The 17,236-nt window shown below is 61.9% G+C and carries 19 protein-coding genes; 13 read left to right on the top strand and 6 right to left on the bottom strand.

Annotated features, from left to right (window positions below):
* Window positions 1-20: 20 nt before the first annotated feature.
* The gene (locus tag RY1_RS13400; RefSeq protein WP_072804263.1) at window positions 21-398 is read right to left on the bottom strand and encodes a winged helix-turn-helix transcriptional regulator; all 378 of its coding nucleotides are present in this window, start codon (window positions 396-398) and stop codon (window positions 21-23) included.
* 95 nt (window positions 399-493) lie between these two features.
* On the opposite strand from RY1_RS13400, the gene RY1_RS13395 reads away from it, so the two are divergent.
* From RY1_RS13395 to RY1_RS13355, 9 genes are all read left to right on the top strand, one after another.
* A complete protein-coding gene (locus RY1_RS13395) occupies window positions 494-1,348 on the top strand; it encodes an alpha/beta fold hydrolase (protein ID WP_072804079.1) in 855 nt (284 codons plus the stop codon).
* A 420-nt stretch (window positions 1,349-1,768) separates the two neighbouring features.
* Window positions 1,769-2,041, top strand: a complete 273-nt coding sequence (locus RY1_RS13390) for an SAV_915 family protein (RefSeq protein ID WP_245819663.1) — start codon at window positions 1,769-1,771, stop codon at window positions 2,039-2,041.
* A complete protein-coding gene (locus RY1_RS13385) occupies window positions 2,038-2,322 on the top strand; it encodes a hypothetical protein (RefSeq protein WP_072804078.1) in 285 nt (94 codons plus the stop codon). Before RY1_RS13390 ends, RY1_RS13385 begins: the two co-directional genes overlap by 4 nt.
* Window positions 2,323-2,325: 3 nt before the next feature.
* Window positions 2,326-3,393 carry a hypothetical protein gene (locus RY1_RS13380; protein WP_072804077.1) on the top strand — a complete coding sequence of 356 codons (1,068 nt, stop codon included), beginning with the start codon at window positions 2,326-2,328 and terminating at the stop codon, window positions 3,391-3,393.
* Complete coding sequence (locus RY1_RS13375; protein ID WP_245819645.1) at window positions 3,380-4,171, top strand: hypothetical protein; 792 nt, start codon at window positions 3,380-3,382, stop codon at window positions 4,169-4,171. The genes RY1_RS13380 and RY1_RS13375 overlap by 14 nt, the downstream gene beginning before the upstream one ends.
* A 315-nt stretch (window positions 4,172-4,486) precedes the next feature.
* A complete protein-coding gene (locus RY1_RS13370; RefSeq protein WP_072804260.1) occupies window positions 4,487-5,140 on the top strand; it encodes a DUF4190 domain-containing protein in 654 nt (217 codons plus the stop codon).
* Between the two features lie 163 nt (window positions 5,141-5,303).
* Window positions 5,304-7,532 (top strand): outer membrane protein assembly factor BamB family protein, encoded by a 2,229-nt coding sequence (locus tag RY1_RS13365; protein WP_245819644.1) that lies wholly within the window; start codon window positions 5,304-5,306, stop codon window positions 7,530-7,532.
* A 265-nt stretch (window positions 7,533-7,797) separates the two neighbouring features.
* Complete coding sequence (locus RY1_RS31000) at window positions 7,798-8,055, top strand: DUF7937 domain-containing protein (protein WP_072804075.1); 258 nt, start codon at window positions 7,798-7,800, stop codon at window positions 8,053-8,055.
* A 220-nt stretch (window positions 8,056-8,275) separates the two neighbouring features.
* Entirely contained in the window at window positions 8,276-8,872 is a 597-nt protein-coding gene (locus tag RY1_RS13355) for an RDD family protein (protein WP_169914693.1), read from the top strand.
* A gap of 69 nt (window positions 8,873-8,941) precedes the next feature.
* Here RY1_RS13355 and RY1_RS13350 read toward each other — a convergent pair whose 3' ends face one another.
* Together RY1_RS13350 and RY1_RS30590 are read right to left on the bottom strand one after the other, a co-directional pair.
* Window positions 8,942-9,319 carry a hypothetical protein gene (locus tag RY1_RS13350; RefSeq protein ID WP_072804073.1) on the bottom strand — a complete coding sequence of 126 codons (378 nt, stop codon included), beginning with the start codon at window positions 9,317-9,319 and terminating at the stop codon, window positions 8,942-8,944.
* A gap of 147 nt (window positions 9,320-9,466) precedes the next feature.
* Window positions 9,467-9,652 carry a hypothetical protein gene (locus RY1_RS30590; protein WP_245819643.1) on the bottom strand — a complete coding sequence of 62 codons (186 nt, stop codon included), beginning with the start codon at window positions 9,650-9,652 and terminating at the stop codon, window positions 9,467-9,469.
* Here RY1_RS30590 and RY1_RS13345 point away from each other — a divergent pair.
* Genes RY1_RS13345 through RY1_RS13330 form a run of 4 tightly spaced genes read left to right on the top strand, consistent with a single transcriptional unit; the run spans window position 9,636 to window position 14,210 of the window.
* Window positions 9,636-10,421: an SGNH/GDSL hydrolase family protein gene (locus tag RY1_RS13345; protein WP_371829474.1), complete on the top strand. Its 786-nt coding sequence runs from the start codon at window positions 9,636-9,638 to the stop codon at window positions 10,419-10,421. The two genes, RY1_RS30590 and RY1_RS13345, sit on opposite strands and share 17 nt — an antisense overlap.
* Before the next feature lie 34 nt (window positions 10,422-10,455).
* Window positions 10,456-11,703 carry an acyltransferase family protein gene (locus tag RY1_RS13340; protein ID WP_245819641.1) on the top strand — a complete coding sequence of 416 codons (1,248 nt, stop codon included), beginning with the start codon at window positions 10,456-10,458 and terminating at the stop codon, window positions 11,701-11,703.
* Window positions 11,700-12,953: a YVTN family beta-propeller repeat protein gene (locus tag RY1_RS13335; RefSeq protein WP_169914689.1), complete on the top strand. Its 1,254-nt coding sequence runs from the start codon at window positions 11,700-11,702 to the stop codon at window positions 12,951-12,953. The genes RY1_RS13340 and RY1_RS13335 overlap by 4 nt, the downstream gene beginning before the upstream one ends.
* 3 nt (window positions 12,954-12,956) lie before the next feature.
* Complete coding sequence (locus RY1_RS13330) at window positions 12,957-14,210, top strand: serine hydrolase domain-containing protein (RefSeq protein ID WP_072804070.1); 1,254 nt, start codon at window positions 12,957-12,959, stop codon at window positions 14,208-14,210.
* Window positions 14,211-14,228: 18 nt separating this feature from the next.
* On the opposite strand, the gene RY1_RS13325 is transcribed toward RY1_RS13330, so the two are convergent.
* From RY1_RS13325 to RY1_RS13315, 3 genes are read right to left on the bottom strand one after another with little or no spacing between them, the layout of a single operon-like run.
* The gene (locus RY1_RS13325; RefSeq protein ID WP_139279828.1) at window positions 14,229-15,875 is read right to left on the bottom strand and encodes a DUF6777 domain-containing protein; all 1,647 of its coding nucleotides are present in this window, start codon (window positions 15,873-15,875) and stop codon (window positions 14,229-14,231) included.
* A 49-nt stretch (window positions 15,876-15,924) separates the two neighbouring features.
* Window positions 15,925-16,917 carry a WXG100 family type VII secretion target gene (locus RY1_RS13320; protein WP_072804068.1) on the bottom strand — a complete coding sequence of 331 codons (993 nt, stop codon included), beginning with the start codon at window positions 16,915-16,917 and terminating at the stop codon, window positions 15,925-15,927.
* A gap of 27 nt (window positions 16,918-16,944) precedes the next feature.
* Window positions 16,945-17,214: a WXG100 family type VII secretion target gene (locus tag RY1_RS13315; RefSeq protein WP_072804067.1), complete on the bottom strand. Its 270-nt coding sequence runs from the start codon at window positions 17,212-17,214 to the stop codon at window positions 16,945-16,947.
* Between the last annotated feature and the right edge of the window lie 22 nt (window positions 17,215-17,236).

Raw genomic sequence — 17,236 nt, 5'->3', positions numbered from 1 at the left:
GGGCCGTCGCCGTTGAGGGTTCACGCCTTCGGAGCCACGGATGCGGCTCGTCGGAAGTCGACGATTTCGTGCATGTGCGCTTCTGCCCACGCCCGCACCAACGCCAGCGATTCCTCGAGGGATCGTCCCAATTCGGTGAGCCGGTAGTGCACTGCCGGCGGGACCGTCGGCTCGACCTCCCTTTCGACCAAACCATCTGCAGCCAGCTTCTGCAGGGTCTGCGACAGCATCTTCTGGCTGATGCCCGTCGCACCGCGCAGCAACTCGGAGAAGCGCGCACCTTCGGGCCCGCGCTCGGCCAGCAGTTTGACCAGCATGGATGTCCACTTGTCGCCGATGCGGTCGAGGAGTTGGCGCGTGGGGCAGTCAGGGGAGAAGAGATCACCGGTGGTAGTCACCGCGGACTCACCACCTTTCTTGGAAGTGCGTTCTTGTGCAACGCACGGCTTCGGACGAACCTGGTCGGTAACCAACAGTAACTATAGGAGGATATGTGACCACGGGCTTCGATCGAACAGAAACCTTCACCCTTACGCGCATCACCACGAACGGTGTGGTGCTCAACGTTGCGCTCGCCGGACCGGTCGACGGGACACCCGCCCTGCTCATCCATGGCTGGCCGCACACGTGGGAGGTGTGGAGAACCGTGGGCACCTTGCTGGCCGATCGCGGCTACCGCGTCATCGCACCGGACATGCGTGGTGTCGGTGCAAGCGAACGACCCGAAATTCCATTCGATGTCGCCACCACCACCGCTGATGTGGTGGGCATCCTCGACGCCCTGGATCTTCCCGACGCAATTGTGGTTGCGCTCGATGCCGGCGTGCCCACCGCTGTGTATGCGGCGCTGACTCGGCCGTCCCGGGTGCACCGACTGGTCGTGATGGAGGGAGTCTTGCCCAATGTGCCTGGGGCGGAGAAGTTCTTGGCGGCCGGTCCGCCGTGGTGGTTCGGTTTTCATGCGACATCGGGCTTGGCCGAGCACGTTCTGGCAGGACACGAGGCCGAGTACCTCGACTACTTCCTGACCGGACCGAGTGTCCAGCAGGACATCGGTGCCGATGTCCGTGCCGCGTTCATCGATGCATACACAGGCGTCGATGCGCTACGAGCCGGCTTTCGTTACTACCGCTGGGCCGAGCGCAACTCCGCGCTGTTCCGCGGCGGGCTCGCGGCTGCGCGACTGACGATGCCTGTGACGTCCGTCGAGGGCGGGGTAGTGCGCGACGCTTTGTCTCATCAAATGGCGCATCTCGCCGACAATTTGACGCGTGTACCGATCGCAGATTGCGGGCACATCGTTCCGCTGGAACAGCCGCAGGCTCTGACCGACGCAATCGTCGGCTAGTGGCACCGTCGATGAAAAGTCGACGGCCGTGAAGTAATGGACGTGATCAGGGAGCTCTCGCACACCGACGTCGCCGGGGGGAGTACAGATAACCACGGTGTACACGATCGAAGCCGAAGGATCGGACAAGCCCGTGATGGTCGCCGAGTCGGTTCTGCGGGTGTTGGCGTGGAAGGGGCTACGACGCTCTCCGGTGGTCCAAACCTGCTCGCCTCCTCCGAGCCTCTGCGCTGGGCCGTCGATTTCGCCACCTGTGCGACAGTCGAATCTTGTTGCGAATAAGGAGGAATCGCTGCTGCGGTGGCGGCGGTTCCATGCCTGCCGATGCTTTCCGCTGCAGATTGGAACCGTTCTTTCGTTCGTTGCGTCTGAATCTGTAGGACCGGTTCTTACACCGGAGCAGGGGAGGGTCAACGCGTGATGATTCCATCAGATTTTCCACCGGTGCTGTATGTGCCGTGTCATGAGCGAGTGTCGGACCCGTCGGATGCGCGTGTGTTACTCGGCAGCACGCGTGACGGCAGGTCGTCGCTCCTGGCCTACTCGGCCCTGGACCGCTTGCGCACGTGCATGGGTGGCAACCAGCCGTGGATCGTGATTCCCACCAGCTACCTGTCCTCGCTGAAGGTTGTGGCACCCTTCGAACTCGTGTTGCTCGACGTCGTCGTGCCGGAAAGGGCGCGCGCATCATGAGCATCGTCGTGGATCACGAGGAAATACGAATGCAGGCGGGATATTTGAACGACGCCGCGATCCGGGTCGACGAAATTGCGCCCTCGGTACCTACAGAGGTCGACGGAGGAGTAGGGACCGCCGCGATATTCGGCATCCTGAGTAATCTCGTGACCTCCGCGGGTCAGCTGGTGATCGGCCTTGCCGGAATGAGTGACATGTTGAACGAGTGCGCCACTCGATACGCCGAGCAGGACATCGTCGCAGCCGACGAGATCAATGTCGCGGCGTGGGCGGAGTAGGTCATGAGCATCGATACTCACATCGGCGGTGATCCTGAATCCGTCCGCCAGGTTGCCCGTTGGCTACGCGCCGGGCTCGCTCTCGCCGTGGAGGATTCAGCAGACACGGTGTTCGCCGTGCGAAACAGAATCGACGGAGCCTGGGACGGGCCTGCTTCCAACGTAGCGATCCCGAAGGTGACCGCAGGCGCAGAGGGTGCAGTGAAGGTGTCTGCGGCCGCTCGAGATCACGCTCGAAAGGTCGACGACTTCGCGGACGGGCTACAGAGGGCATTGGACATGATGGCAGGTGCGCGAGAAGAGGCGACCGCGGCTGGGTTGTTCGTCGTCGGCGATGTCATCGAAGAACCATCATCGGGCGATCGGGCGCTCGCCTACGGATCCGCCCTCGACGCCGCGTCCGCGGCACGGACTGTCGAACGTGAATCGGCCGAGGCATTGGCGGGAGTCTGGACGAACCCGATCGTCGATTGGTTCTTCGTTGCAACCGAAATCATCGATGCCACTGCGAATTCGGCCATCGACCTTAAGGTGTGGGCGTTGAACGACAAGTCGGCATGGCTGGTTTCGCAATCGCGTAGATACATCGATCTCGCCATGAACGCCCCTGAGGGGACAACGGCCTCCGTGGTCTATCGCGAATTGGACTACGCAAGCACCAGCGCGGCCAGAGCGGTCGATGTCGCCGAGACTGCACAGGACCTGGCCTCGAAGGCGGAACGCGTATCGGCACGTGTTGGAGGCGGTTTGGCGGTCGCCGGCGTCGCGTGGGATATCTACAACGGAAAACCAGCTGGTCAGGCCATCGTCTCCGGCGGGGCGAGCTTTGCTGCCTCTGTCGCTGCCGGAGCGGCAATCGGAACCCTGATCCCTGCACCGGTTCTCGGTACGGTCGTCGGCGCGGTGGGTGGGGCGGCTGTCGGCGTATTCACCTCCGGTGCAGTCGACACGCTCTACGAGGAAGGCATTGGTAGTGCGGGTGATGCCGTCGTCGACGGTTGGGACGCGGTGTACGACACCGGGGCATCGATCGGTGACCTCGCGACGGGAGCGTGGGATGTCCTCTTCTGAGTCGACTGCCGAACCCTTTGTTGCGCTACGTAAATCGCACGTCGGGTTGGTGGCGGGCAGTGGCGTCGGAGTCGTGATCGCTGCGGGCCTCGTCTACATCGCACTCCCGATGCTGTTCGAGAACAGGTGGAGGGAAGCTGGGATGGCCTTGTCGATGGCCCTCTGCGCCGTCACGTTGGCAATCAATCCGTGGTTCAATCAGGTCTCGTCGAGATCCGGACCTGCTGTACTCGACCGAGTCCGTGACTCCACCGTTCGCTACGAGCGGTGGGGACTCCTGTGGTTGAGCGTCATCGTGGCGTCGTTCACCGTCTTCTCCGGATTCGTCTTTGTCATCTCGGTCCCACTGTTGCTCACGTTCTACGTGTCGTTGGCGTTGCGTTCGGTCCGTAACGGCGTGGTTGAACTCGATGCCGACGGAGTTCGTCACCGCGGTTGGTCTTTCGAAAAGGCAGCGAGGTGGGAGACTATCCACAGCGTGGAGATCGAGGACCGCGAGTTCAAGAATCGGTTCAATTACTGGCGTCCGGTCGTGTACCAATGCGTGGTGTTGAAACCGCAGATCGTCCTCTCGGGGCATGGAAGGAACACAACACGCTTCTGGCGAATCGAGAAGATGCCGACCTTCACGATCGACCTCGACTGTCGACGTTTCGACGTCCACCCCGTCGTCTTGCAATCGTGGATCGCGTTCTACCTGCACAATCCGAAAATGCGGTTCGAACTCGGAACAGAATCTGCCGCTGAGCGTTTGGCCTCGATCAGCACGGCGGTCTGACAACGCGCGCACACGCAGACAGAGCCCGGCGGGGCAAAGGTGCTACCGGTCGGTATGGATACTGTGGGACTCGAGGAGTTGCGGCAGCAGCGCGGAGCTATAGCCAAGGTAGTGCCCTGCTCGCGAGCCGCCCAGATGTGCTGCCGATTTGTACCAAGTTGAATGTCGCGTAGGAACGCCGTGCCCGCTCCACGGTCTGCCTGACTGTCGGTTCGCCGCGCATTGGATCGGTGGTCGTAGTCATCCGAACGAACGACTGCCGTAACCGCCTCCATCGCCGTACATTTCCGACATGTGCAATGGACGGACTTCGCGGTGAGCATTCCGCCGCCGCCCCCTCCCGCTCCGCCACCCCCACAGCAACCGCCGCCGGGACAGCCGTACTGGAACGGGCAGCAGACATACGGGTACCAGCAGCCACCGGCCACCAACGGTCTTGCGATCGCCGCGTTGATCGGTGCGATCGTGCTGGCCCCGCTCGGCATCATTCTGGGGCACATCTCGCTGTCGCGGATCAAACGGACCGGGGAGCAGGGGCGCGGTCTTGCTCTGGCCGGCTGCATCATCGGTTACATCTTCACCTCCATTTGGGTGCTGTCGATTGTGTGGCTTCTCGCGTTGGCCGGTGCGGTTGCCAGTGCGTTCGACGGCTACGACTCCGACGACTACTCATCGGATTACTACTCATCGCAGTCGTATTCGACGTACGCGACTACGACCACTGCGTACTACAACGCGTCGACCACAGCCGAGGTCATCGAGAATGCATCGGTAGGGGACTGCATCACGCGAGTACTGGGCGCGACCAACGGCGACGGGACGAGTTCGGTAACCGTCGGTGAAGCGTCCTGCGGATCCAGCAGCGCAACGCACCGAGTGACAAGTCGCACCACCAGCACATCGTCGTGTTCCTACGACTGGGTGAGCACCAGCAATCCCACCGTCGTCCTGTGTCTCACCGAAGAATGAACGTGGTCTCTCGAACCGACAGAACGAGCTCTTGATCATGAGTCTGCCGCCACCGCCGCCCCCGCCACCGCCGCCCCCGCCGCCGCCATACAACCAGCCGCCGCCTCCTGGCACGTCCGCACCCGGGACGGGGTCTGGTCGTCGTGCATGGATCGTCGCGGCGGTGTCGGTAGCAGTTGTCGGCGCTCTGGTCGCCGGCGGACTGACCGCCGTGGACCTTCTGAGATCCTCCGATGAGGACGTGCCGGTCGCCGGGCAACTGGCAAACACGTATCCCACTCAGCCGCAACAAGGGTGGACGCTTGTTGCCGAAGACATACTGCCTGGCGGCATCTTCATGTGGCCGGACTCATTGGCCGCGAGCTACGGCACGGCAGCATTCACCGATCTCGGCTCTACCTTGATGACGACGATCGGTACCGGCCCGGGGCAGCAGACCGAGGTAGTGGCCGTCGATGCGGTGACCGGTGCCGTGAAGTGGGCTACTCCGGTCGACGGCACCATCTCCTGTGCGACGCAGGCAATCGACGGAACACTTCCGTGTGTGGTGAGACAGCGCAACACCACCGAGTCCACCGCGAGAGTTCAATTCTTCGATCTCGATACAGGGGAGATCGAATGGGAGATCGACCGACCGACTGCCTCGATGGTGGAAGTCTCCGATGGATCGGTCTTCACGGTCGACGGACTGCAGCGGGGCGGGTACACATTCAGCCGAGGTAACTCAAGGGATCTCGAGGCTCAATGGTCGACGGACGAATTGTGGGACAGCGAGTGCGTGGGGTCCGGTGACTCCCACATCTTCGAGGTGGTGGACGGAATCGTTCACTTCCAGAGTGCTCGAGACTACGTACTGAGCGCTTCCGATGGCCGATTGTTGTCGGGACCTGATCTGGGAAACTTCGTCGCGCTTCCGGGTCAGGGATTCGCAGGTTCGCACTGTGCGATACCGCAGCCCAGTGGTGGATACACGACGATCGTCGCCGACACAAGAGGCAATGAAAAGTTCCGTGTGGAGCAGGATTTGCCCGCAGAACCGTGGCTGGTCTCCGAGTCGGACAATCGCCCGTACATCGGCTCGAACGGGGCGTACGACATCGAGAACGGCACCCAGTTGTGGTCTGTCGAGGGTGGACAGTCCTTCTCGCTCCAGAAGGTCATCGGCGACGTCGTCCTCGGCGTCGAGACCGATACGCTCTCTGCTTATCGCCTCGACAACGGAGAGCAACTTTGGTCCACTGACGTCGGAGACTACTTCTCCTTCGCCGGATCGGATGGCGAGAAGGTGATGCTCGTATCGGAATCCGAACTCGTCGCGGTCGATCTCACCGATGGATCGACGAGTTGGTCGCTGACCTCGGACAGCAGCAGGTGGTCGTGGGGCACAGCCAACGTCGGACTCGCGAACATCACCAACGATGCGCTGACTTACTACCCGCCGACCGGGGGTCCTGCCGGTGCACCAGGCAGGTTGTCTGCCGCGAACGAGAACGACGACGGCGACAATTTCGTCACCAAGTGCGGAAAGGCACCGACACTTACGCCCGTCGAATATCGCACCGAGGCAGCCGGTCTCGTCGTGAAGATGGAGATGAAGGCGTCGTGCCCCGGCGGTGACATCGTCTCGACCGACGCGATGCGTGTGTCCATTACCGACAGCGGAGCAAGCGTGGCTTCGGCTGTCTTCGACTTCTCGGACGACCCGGTCTACCTTCCGCGGACAGATCGAACGAATTCAAACGGTTCGGCGAATCTGACGAACACGATCGAACGCGAATTTCTCTACGAACTCGACAGTTTCTGGCGCCTGCCCAACAGTCTCGGATCGTCGTCGAGTCTGACGGACTCCACAGCGTCGGGCACCCAGCTCGTCGAATGTGATGACGAGGGGACGAGCGACGAAAGTTTGACGTCCGGCGCTCCGTCGGAGAGCCGCACCAATTCTCCGATCAAGGCGGTGCGCAGTGCGGCGCCGACGACGGCCGATGTGGAAACCACAAGTCTCGACGCATTGCGCGCGCAAGCCAACGCGGATTTCCCATTCGTGACAGGCGATCTCGCCGACCGGTGGGTCGCACAGATTTCGTCGAAGCGGGTAGGTTTGGATGCCGCCGACATCAACGGCGCGCCCGTGCACTGGACTGCGGAACAGATTCTCAGACAGCACTTGCAACTGCGGCTGATGTACCCGGAAGTGAGATTGCTGTGGAGCGATGAATGGCGGACATTCGATTTGCGCGGTTGGTGGATCACCGTCGCGGGTCTCACTTTCGCCGACGCCGATGCCGCCAACGGATGGTGCGACTCCAGGCAGATCGCAGTCGATCAGTGTTACGCCAAGATCGTGAGCAACAGCCGAGGATCGTCCGGCACTACCAAGTATCGACGCTGACGGGACACCTATCGGCGGTTGTTCGAACGACTGTTCAGCGCGCCATCGCTACCGGATAATTCAGCCCACTGTCCACATCCTCGCGAGGAGTTCGGCGCGTGCCCGGAGAAACCCCTATCAGTACGGTCAACCGACGTCGAACGGTGCGCCTCAGCCAGCAGCTTTCTATCCGCCACCTGGCAACCCCGTCGCTCCGCCGATACCGCCGCAGTCGATTCGGCCGACGACGCGATCGGCCTTCACCGACATTCCTGTCGGAGACTATGTGCGCGACGGCGTCGCCGGGATTCTGCTCTTCGTCTCGTTCTTTCTTCCCTGGACAACTGAGTTCGGTATCGCACGGGGTGGTTCGGGCGGAATCATTGCGCTGGTCGTACTGCTGACACTGCTGTCGCTGTCTATCCCCAACATCTCGGCACCACAGGGAATTCCGCGAGGGTGGTACCCGGATCCGCAGAACCCGAACATGTTTCGATGGTTCGAAGGATTTGTATGGACCGATTCAACCTCGCCCCGTGGGTAATCACTGGTCCCGCAGAGATCATTCGAACAGCAGATGGCGTACGGGCGATCGGCATGTGAGGCTTCGATGACGCTTGTCCGCGACCATCGGAGCAGTCATGACATTCGACCAACCCCCCAATTACGGCAAACCGGCCGGGCCGCCTCCTCCACCTCCATCTCCTCCTGCCCCACCGGTGGTCGATTCAACGCTGGCAATCCCGATGTACGGGGCCCCACCTGTGCGTCAGCCTCAGTACTACGTGTCGCCACAGCCGCAGCACCATCACACTCTCGACGGAGTTCGCCTCGCAACGACGGGTGTCCGGGTGGCCGCTCGGTTGATCGACTTCGTCCTCCTTTCCCTTGTGTCGTTCATCGGTGGGCTGGTCTCTTCGGCGGCGCTCGGTAGTGAGTTCGATTACGACGCTTATCGAACGACGTCAGGAGCAATCGGTCTGGTGGTCGCCCTGGGCTCCATCGCGTACTTCCTCTACGGTGAAGTAGTTTTCGGGACCACGGTCGGCAAAATCATTCTGGGACTGAAGGTTCGGTCATTCACCGGAGGTCGGTTGGATCTCGCGCGAGCACTGAAGCGCAATGCGTTCGTACTTCCGATGTACCTCGGATCGGTAGTCTCGTCGATGATCGTGCTCGGGAGTGATCAGGACATCGTCGGTGCGCTGACATCACTCACGTACGGCGGAACGGTCGGAATACTCGGAAGCATTGCAACCGTGGGGCTGTCGATTGCACTGATCGTGTCGATCAGCAATTCACCGAACCTCCAGGGTTACCACGACAAGATGGCGAACGCCGCTGTGGTGACCACCAGGTAGATCCCCGCCCAACGGCGCGACCCGCGGTCTGAGCCGAGAGAGGGTCGTGCCGTTCCGAGAAACTGGACGTCAGTAGCCAGGACGAGGTTCGAAACCAGGGTCGGGAAGTTGCGGGGGTGCCTGCTGGGCGGGCTCCGGCTCCTGCTCTACCTGCTGCTGCTCGATGGGCTCTTGTTCGACCGGCGCTTGTTGTACTGGTGCCTGCGGCACAGGAGCCGGAGCGGTGTACTCGGCCGCTGTGGGAGTGACCTCTGCGGGTGCGGGTGCGATGGATGGTTCGGCAGTCGGAGGCTCCGTCGTCGGAACTGTCGTGGACGACGTGACAGTCTGCAGCACCGATGTCGTCGTCGGAGTCGCGGGTGCGGCTTCCTCGTCTCCGCATCCGGTGAGCAGAAGTGACAATCCGGCTGCAGCGACAACCGATATGCCTCTCAGGTAAAGGGCCATGAACGTGTACTCCTGTCGATATCGAAACTGTCGCGTCGAGATGGAGGTGAACCTAGCATCCTGTGAGAGGTGTGGATTCGGTGTCCGTCGTTCGAATGAACAAGTCGTGGAGCAGGCTTCGAGATGCCCGAATAGTCCTTGAAGCGTCTAAAGTAACTTCGACTTCAGTTCGGTGAACAGAAAGTTCGACGCCTCGATGAGAATTGCACGTATTCGATCCTTGCTTGCCTGTGCTCTGGCAATCACCGGGTCTGCTCTGCTCCTGACCGCTCCTACTGCAGGTGCGGCACCCACCGGCGGTGCGACGCTGGTGACGATGGGTGATTCGTTCACCGCGACGGCACCTATCCTTGGAGATCGCGGTGACGGGTGCGTGCGTCCTCCGACATCGTGGCCCGCCCAGCTCGCTGACCAATCGGCGCTCGGTGGCACCGACCGGTTCGTCGACGTGTCGTGCAACGGCGGCACCATCGACACCGGTGACGGCTACACCTTGGTCCAGCAGGCGCGCAAGGCGGCAGCTGTTGGTGCTTTCGGACCGGAAACCAGAGCGGTCACCATCCAGGCCGGATGGAACGACACATGGGGGGCGTCGCCGGGACGGGCGTTCCCCTCGGTGGATTGCTTGCTCGATCTGGTTCGCGGCTGCGGTCTCGATGCTGCCGACCAGGGACGGCTTCCGGATTATCGAGCCGTGAGCGGCCAGGCCTTCGCGGATCGGGTTCGTACCGTCGTGGAGTACGTGCGCTACTACGCACCGAACGCCAGGGTTGTACTGGTCGGATACCCCGAGGTGTTCGCCGGTGGGCAGAGCACGGCTTGCATTCAGGTCGGAGGGGGTACTGCAGTGCAGCCCAACGCATCCGGGTACATCACGTATCTGTCGGCACTCGATACCGCTCAGCGAGAAGCTGCACGGATCCTCGGAATCGAGTACTTCGATTCTCTCGCCGTGACGGCTGGGCACGGTAGCTGCACCAGTGACCCGTGGATCGGTGGATTCACCGGTGTGGACTCGCTGTACGTCGGAGCTCCGATTCACCCGACTCCGCATGGGAATGCGGTCGTCGCGTCCGCGCTGCGCAGCCAACTCGCGATCTGAGCGGACGATGGTGTCGAATCCCGAATCGGGAGTGGTGAAGCGACGGAATCTGCCTTCGCTCACCGGTGCTCGATGGTGGGCTGCGTTCGCAGTATTCGTTCTTCACGCCCTGGTCTTCCTGCCGGTGTACCCGTTCCAGAAGTCGTCGACCTTCGAGACCATTCACCGATTCGTCCCCATGCAGCTCGGTGCCGCAGGCGTGACCTTCTTCTTCGTTCTGTCCGGTTTCGTCATCTACTGGGCGTTTCGTCCGGGATCGTCCATCCCGCAGTTCTATTGGCGGCGCGCGCTCAAGATCTACCCGACACACATCGTTGCTGCCGTGGTGTTCGTGATAGCGGCCTCGGTGCCGTTGTCGCGCACGGTGGTGTGGGTTCCCAATCTTCTGCTGGTGCATACCTGGGTGCCGAAGTGGACCATGGTCGGTGGGCTGAACGTTCCATCGTGGTCGCTGTGCGCCGAAATCCTGTTCTACGCCTGCTTTCCGCTGTCGATGCCGCTGATCAGCAGGATCAAGTCCAACCAACTCTGGTGGGCATTCGGGGTGTTGGTCCTGGTCATCGCAACTATTCACGTGTCGTATTTCCTCCTCGTCGACGGCCCGCGCGGAATCGGTAACATCTTCGCCCCGAGGCTCCTTCCAGGAGATGTGTCGCCGATGTTCGAGATCCATGCCTCGCCGGCCTGGTTCGCGCAGGACGACATCCCGGTATCGCCGTCCTACTGGCTCAGCTACACCTTCCCGCTGTCCCGACTACCCGAGTTCTTCGTCGGGGTTCTTGCCGCACGAATGGTCCTGGAAGGCTACTGGCGGAATATCCGGTTGGCACCGCCCTTGACTGGGCTGGCTGTGGCCTTCGCGGCGACCTGGGTCGTGCCCATCAACTTCAAGATGTCTGCTCTGTTGGTCGTTCCAGTCGCCGCTGTGGTCGCCACGCTCGCGGCCAGAGATCTCGCCGGTATCGAGGGGGTGAACTCATCCCGTCCGATGGTGTGGCTGGGTGACATCTCGTATGCGTTCTACATGATTCAGTTTCCTGTGATGGTCGTTGTCACAAGGCTGTTCATCGGCGGCAATGCATACGACTTCGCTGGATGGCTCTTCTGGGCAGCGGTCAGTCTGGTGCTGTCGGTCGCCGCGGCGCATCTGATCTACATCGCGGTGGACCAACCGCTGATGAAGCGGTTCGCGCGTCGACCGATTCCGTCGTCGAGGCATGGCCGATCGCGTCATTCGTCGACACGCGACGTCGCCGGGAACACAGCAGGAGTCCGTCAGTGAGCGGGAACGACGACCGCGGCGGGGTGCCGATCCCGCCCCCACCTCCGCCTCACCCGCGTCGTTCACATCAGGCAGCTCCGCGGTCTGCACCCCCGAGAGCTCCGCAGCCCATCTCCCGGCAGCCCAACCCGCTGCCGTCCGCACTGCAGGTTCCCGCTCCGCCTCCGGCACCCGGCAGTCGGCCACCACGCAAGCGGTCGGCTCCGGTGATCGCGTTGGTAACACTGCTGGCTCTGATCGTGTTGGCAGGAAGTGCGGCCGGGGTGTGGTATCTCTTCGGACCCTGGGCGGAGCGCGATGCCGTGACAGCCGTAGATGCGTCGCAGTCTGCTTCGGATGGCTCGGACGAGTTGTCCCGCGAGTCGGAGGCTCCACCACGCAACATCACTTCACCTGTCGGAGCGAGTCCCTGGGCCGTAGCGCTCGACCCGGCGACCGACACTGCGTACGTCACCAACTCCGACAACGGGACCATGTCGGTGGTGGACACACGAAGCGGTGTGACTCGAGCGAGCGTGCCGATCGGGAGCAAACCCGCAGGCGTCGCATTCAATGCACAGAACGACTCGGTGTATGTGAGCGATGCCAACGGTCGCTCCGTTACTGTCGTCGACGGTCTGTCCGACGCGGTCGTGGCCGTGGTTGCAGTGGGCAACGGTCCCTATGCGATTGCCGTCGACGATGCCACGAATACAGTTTTCGTCTCCAATTTCGACGAGAGCTCGGTCTCGGTCATCGACGGCCGGTCAAACCAGGTGACAGCAACTGTACGAGTGGGCGCCAAGCCGTATGGCATTGCGACCGACCCGAACACGAGCTCGATCTATGTCACCAACGCAGGCGATCGTTCGGTATCGGTAATCGACGCTGCACGCCACTCGGTGGTCGCGACGGTGCCGGTCGGTGGAGAACCATGGGGTGTTGCCGTCGATCCGCAGGCGAACAGGGCGTACGTTACGAACCACGCCGACAATTCGCTGTCAGTGATCGACACGGTGTCGAAGTCGGTGGTGTCGACAATCCCGGCCGGTGTGTCGCCGGTCGGGGTGGCAGTCGATCCGACAACGTCCTCCGTCTACATCGCAGATCACGGATCCAACACGGTCACAGTGGTCGACGGACGTTCCAACACAGTGGTTTCGAGCATCCCGGTCGGAACCAACCCGCATGGGATTGCCGTGGATCCCGCCGCGGCGACGTTGTTCGTCACCAACTTCAAGGACGCCACGTTCTCGGCAATCGGATACTGAGCGATGCCGACATTCGAAGCATCCAATGCGCGGCGAGGAACGGCTCTTGTCGCGGTAACTCTTCTCTTGGTGAGCTGTGCGGGTTCGGCCGGTGCCGACTACGCCGCCTCTGGTCCAGGGACGCCGACTGCGACCACATCGTCGACGGTTGCGCAGGCCACAGACCTGACTGCCATCGTCGACCCTGTCGTGCAGACGACCATGAGTCAGCTTGCCGTGCCAGGGGCGGTGGTCTATGTGCGTACCCCGGGCGCGACCTGGCAGAACGCGTATGGAACGCGGACCGTCGGTAGAGAAGACCTCGTCACGGTAGAAGATCACTTCAGGGTCGGATCGATCACCAAGACGATGGTGGGTACGGTCGTGCTGCAATTGGTCGAATCGGGTGCGCTGTCATTGACCGACGTGGTGTCGAAGTATCGCTCGGACGTTCCGAATGGCGACGCCATCACCATTGCGGACCTGCTCGACATGCGGAGCGGCCTCTACAGTTACACCGAGGACAGCTACTTCAACACGGTCTTGGACACGAATCCCAGTCGAGTGTGGGATCCGGAGGAACTACTCGCCATCGGATTGGCGGGGACGCCGTATTCGCCACCCGATCAGGAGTTTCGCTACACCAACACCAACACGGTCCTGCTCGGCACCATCGTCGAATCGATTCTCGGTGACGACATCGGAACAGTGTTGACGCAGAAAATCTTCGAACCGCTCGGACTGCATCACACAAGTTTTCCCGAGCCCGGCGACGCGTCGCTGCCCGAGCCGTCGCCGCACGGCTACCTGTTCGGCACCAACTCGTCGGCCCGAGTCTCGGTCAAACTGTCTTCGTCCGATGTCGAAAGTGCAAGGAAAGGAACACTTCTGCCCAACGACGTGACAGATCTCGATCCGTCGTGGATCTGGGCGGCCGGGGGAGCGATCTCGACTGCGGCGGACATTGCGACCTACGGTCGGGCTCTGGTTCGTGGCGAGGGACTTCTGGGCCTGGACAGTCAATCCCGCCGTCGTGCAAGCGTTACGGTGGAATCCGCCGATCCCAGTCCCGGTGACTACGGTCTCGCCTGGCAGGCCTACGGCCCGTTGATCGGTCACGACGGTGCGATACCAGGATTCCAGTCCTTCATGGGCCACGACCCGATCAGCGACACCACCATCGTTGTACTGTGCACGCTGCGTGACGGTCCCGCCGGAGGTCGGCCCGCGAACGAAATTGCTATGGGCATCCTGCAGCAGCTGATTCGCGGCGACTGACAAGGGTTCCGGCCGGTCCTAGTGGTCGAGAACGAACGTCCTGGTGGCATGGAGCGTCGGACCTCGCTCCATCTCGATGTCCACCACCACGGTGTAGGTCCCCGCTTTGTTCAGTTCCAGGCTGCTCGCGAAGTTCCCCCCGCCGTGGCATGCGTTGAAATCAGTGTCGTCGTGTTGCACCAGTACGACCCCAGCACTGTCGAGCACTGTGACATGGCCACGGCAGTACCCGAGGTCACTTCCCTTGGGTCGGGTGATGGTCCACCTGTAGTTGGTATCCGCGTAGTGCACACCGTCGCGCTCGAAGCGTTCGGACACTCGGAAGTGATCCGGGCCCACGGTCACGCCTGCCCCGTTAGTGGTGATCACTGTCTCCAGATTCACGACGGCCGGAGCAGCGTCGCCGACCGCGGTTTCGGCAACCGGCAGCCCGGTCGGTGGTGGCGAGATCTGTGGAGTCACAGCTGCCGGACTCGGCACCAGAGGAACCACGGGTCGATCCGGTGTGGGCGACAGCGTCGGGGCGTCGCCGGGCTCCAGCTGCGCAGCGGCAGGCGCTGGCAGCGTGGGTAGCGGTGGTGCGGACACAGCGGCGTGCGGTGGCGCGGTGGGGGTGGAAGTGGTCGCTGCTCGTGATGCGTTCTGGGATTTGGTGTCCGGGGTGGCGACGGACTCCTGCTGCTCGACCGGCGCGGCGGCTTTCGCTGGTGTGTCGTCGGCGCTCTGCGTCACTGGAACCGAGGGCAGGTTCATACCGCGGGGATCGGGGAGTGGGGTCGAAGGTCGTTCGAGTGCCGATGTGTCGATGGTCTTTCCTACCGACCTGAGGAGGGGCTTCAGGGACTCGAGATCGACCAATGTGAACTCGTCGACCTTTGCGTTGTTGGGAGTGTCGGGCACAGGCTCACCCGTCTCGGGCTGTGTCGCGTACTCCACAGCGACCACGTCCTGTTCGGTGTACGACGGCCACCGCTCGCCGGTTGCCTGGTAGGCGGACAATGGTTCGCTTGCCGGTGGTCCGAGAGGGTTTCCACAATTGCACCGGATACGCGGGACACCGGCTGCGTCGACCAACACAGCTGTGCCGGCTTGAAGGACGGACTGGAACGGAATTGCAGCCTCACCGTCGAAGCTGTAGTTCGTCACGCGCATATCCGTGGTCAGAACGACGGGAGTCAACGTGTCGAGGAAGAAGGGAATTGCCTGGGTGGAAATCCCGAAGGTAGACGCCCACGCTTCGGATGCCGCTCGGTTCTGGCCGAGATAGTTGGCCAGCGCTGCGGCGTCGCAGGAACTCTCGTTGTCGGTGCCGCCGTACAGACCAGGGGTCGTACCGGCGATGGAGGACATTCCGGACGAACTCGTGGAGATGGAGCCCGCGAGTTGAGCGAGGACATCGTCGCTGGAGAGATCCGACAGCGCGCGGCTGGACAGAGCGACCGATGGAGTGAACGGACCGGGACCGATCGAATCCGCGGACTGGAGTGCAACTTCAGCAGTCGACGCGGCAGACCCGCCCGTGACCAGCAATGTCACCGCGAGAGCGCTCAGGACAGTGACCGACAATGCGGCTGCGGTTGCACCGAGAACGGTGCGGGAGTTGTCTCGCGTCCCGGCCTGTGGATTGGGATCCTGCCAGGTCGAGGATTCGGATCCGGTGGTCACGTTGTGCTCCAAGTCGTTTCAGTCGGGTCGGTTCATGATTCGTGCGCAGTCAGTCTTGAGAAGTGACAGTTCCCTGGTACCGCGCCATGCTTTGCCTGATTGTGTCGAATCTCGGGTCGGACGTGTTGTCGAACTGTCGGCCGATCGATTCGTAACTCGCTTGATTCCCGTGAATATCGCCCGGGTCGTGACCCTCACCTACTCCGAGAAAGTGTTCGGTCGACCCACGATTGGCATCGAGTACTCCTGCCGCAGCGTCGAACAAGGTATTGCCGGCGATGCGAGCAGGATCGGCTGCGACTGCATCCGTACGGGGAACTGGATCGAAGAGTGCTTCGAGTTGGAGCACGTTCACCCCCCGTGAGGCGGGGTCCGCATTCGGCACCTTCGGTGAGCCGAAGGTTACGACGTCCGTGACGTTGAACCGTCCGGAAGCAGCGATGTTCTGCGCGTCGATACCGCCTTGGCTGTATCCGACCAACATCACCTCGGCACCCGATGGGATCTTCGACATACGCTCAGTGATGTACGGATCATTGATTCCAAATATCTTGTAGGCATTGCTGTACGAGCTCAGACGATTCCGAACGTCCCACATGTCGCCTGCGCCTCCGGTCCCATCGAGGTACACCACGTATCGGTCCACGCCATCCGGCCCGACGACCTTGTCGACAGTCATTCCGTCGTTGTTCTTGTCTGCATCGGTCCGGATGCGTGTGTACATGCTGCTTGTACTGACACGTGATTCGGTGCAGACAAGAGAGCTGCCTGTGGCTGCGGCGCTGGTGCTCTCTTGCTCGGATGCGTTGCGACGCAGAATGTCGGCAGCCGCGGTGATGGCATTGCTCGTCGATCTGAGACGAGCGGTGCCCGTGGTGTTCCAGTGCGATCGGAACCGATCGGCGTCGGGACCGCGCCACGCCGAGGAATTGGAGATCCGAGCCGACAAGGAGCGGATGGATTCCTCCAGGGTGCCGGCGATGTCGGAGAACTGCTTCGCGAGCGTGCGAAGTTCTTGGACATCCGCCCCGTATTCGGCCATTGTCTCATCCTTGTCGGTATCGAGGATCTACGAGCTGCTGCTGGTCTGCTGCTGTTGCTGTGCGTTGCGACTCGCTGTCTGTGACGCCTGCTGGAGTGCATTGACGACAGCCTTGAGCTGCGCGGTGTGTGTGCCCTGCCATTCGGAACGGAATCGGTCGGCGTCCGGGCCCTTCCACTGAACGCCGTTGAGCTGACTGGTCAGTCGCGTCAGCACGCCCTGAATTTCGTTTGCCTTGTTGTTCAGTTCACGGGAAAGCTGCTGAACCTGCTCGATGTCTTGTCCCCAGAATGCCACCTGTATCTCCGTTCAAGTGTGG

The sequence above is a fragment of the Rhodococcus yunnanensis NBRC 103083 genome, assembly GCF_001895005.1.
Taxonomy (GTDB): Bacteria; Actinomycetota; Actinomycetes; order Mycobacteriales; family Mycobacteriaceae; genus Rhodococcoides; species Rhodococcoides yunnanense.
Note: the sequence above shows the minus strand (reverse complement) of the source record. Positions and strands in the feature narration are given on the sequence as shown.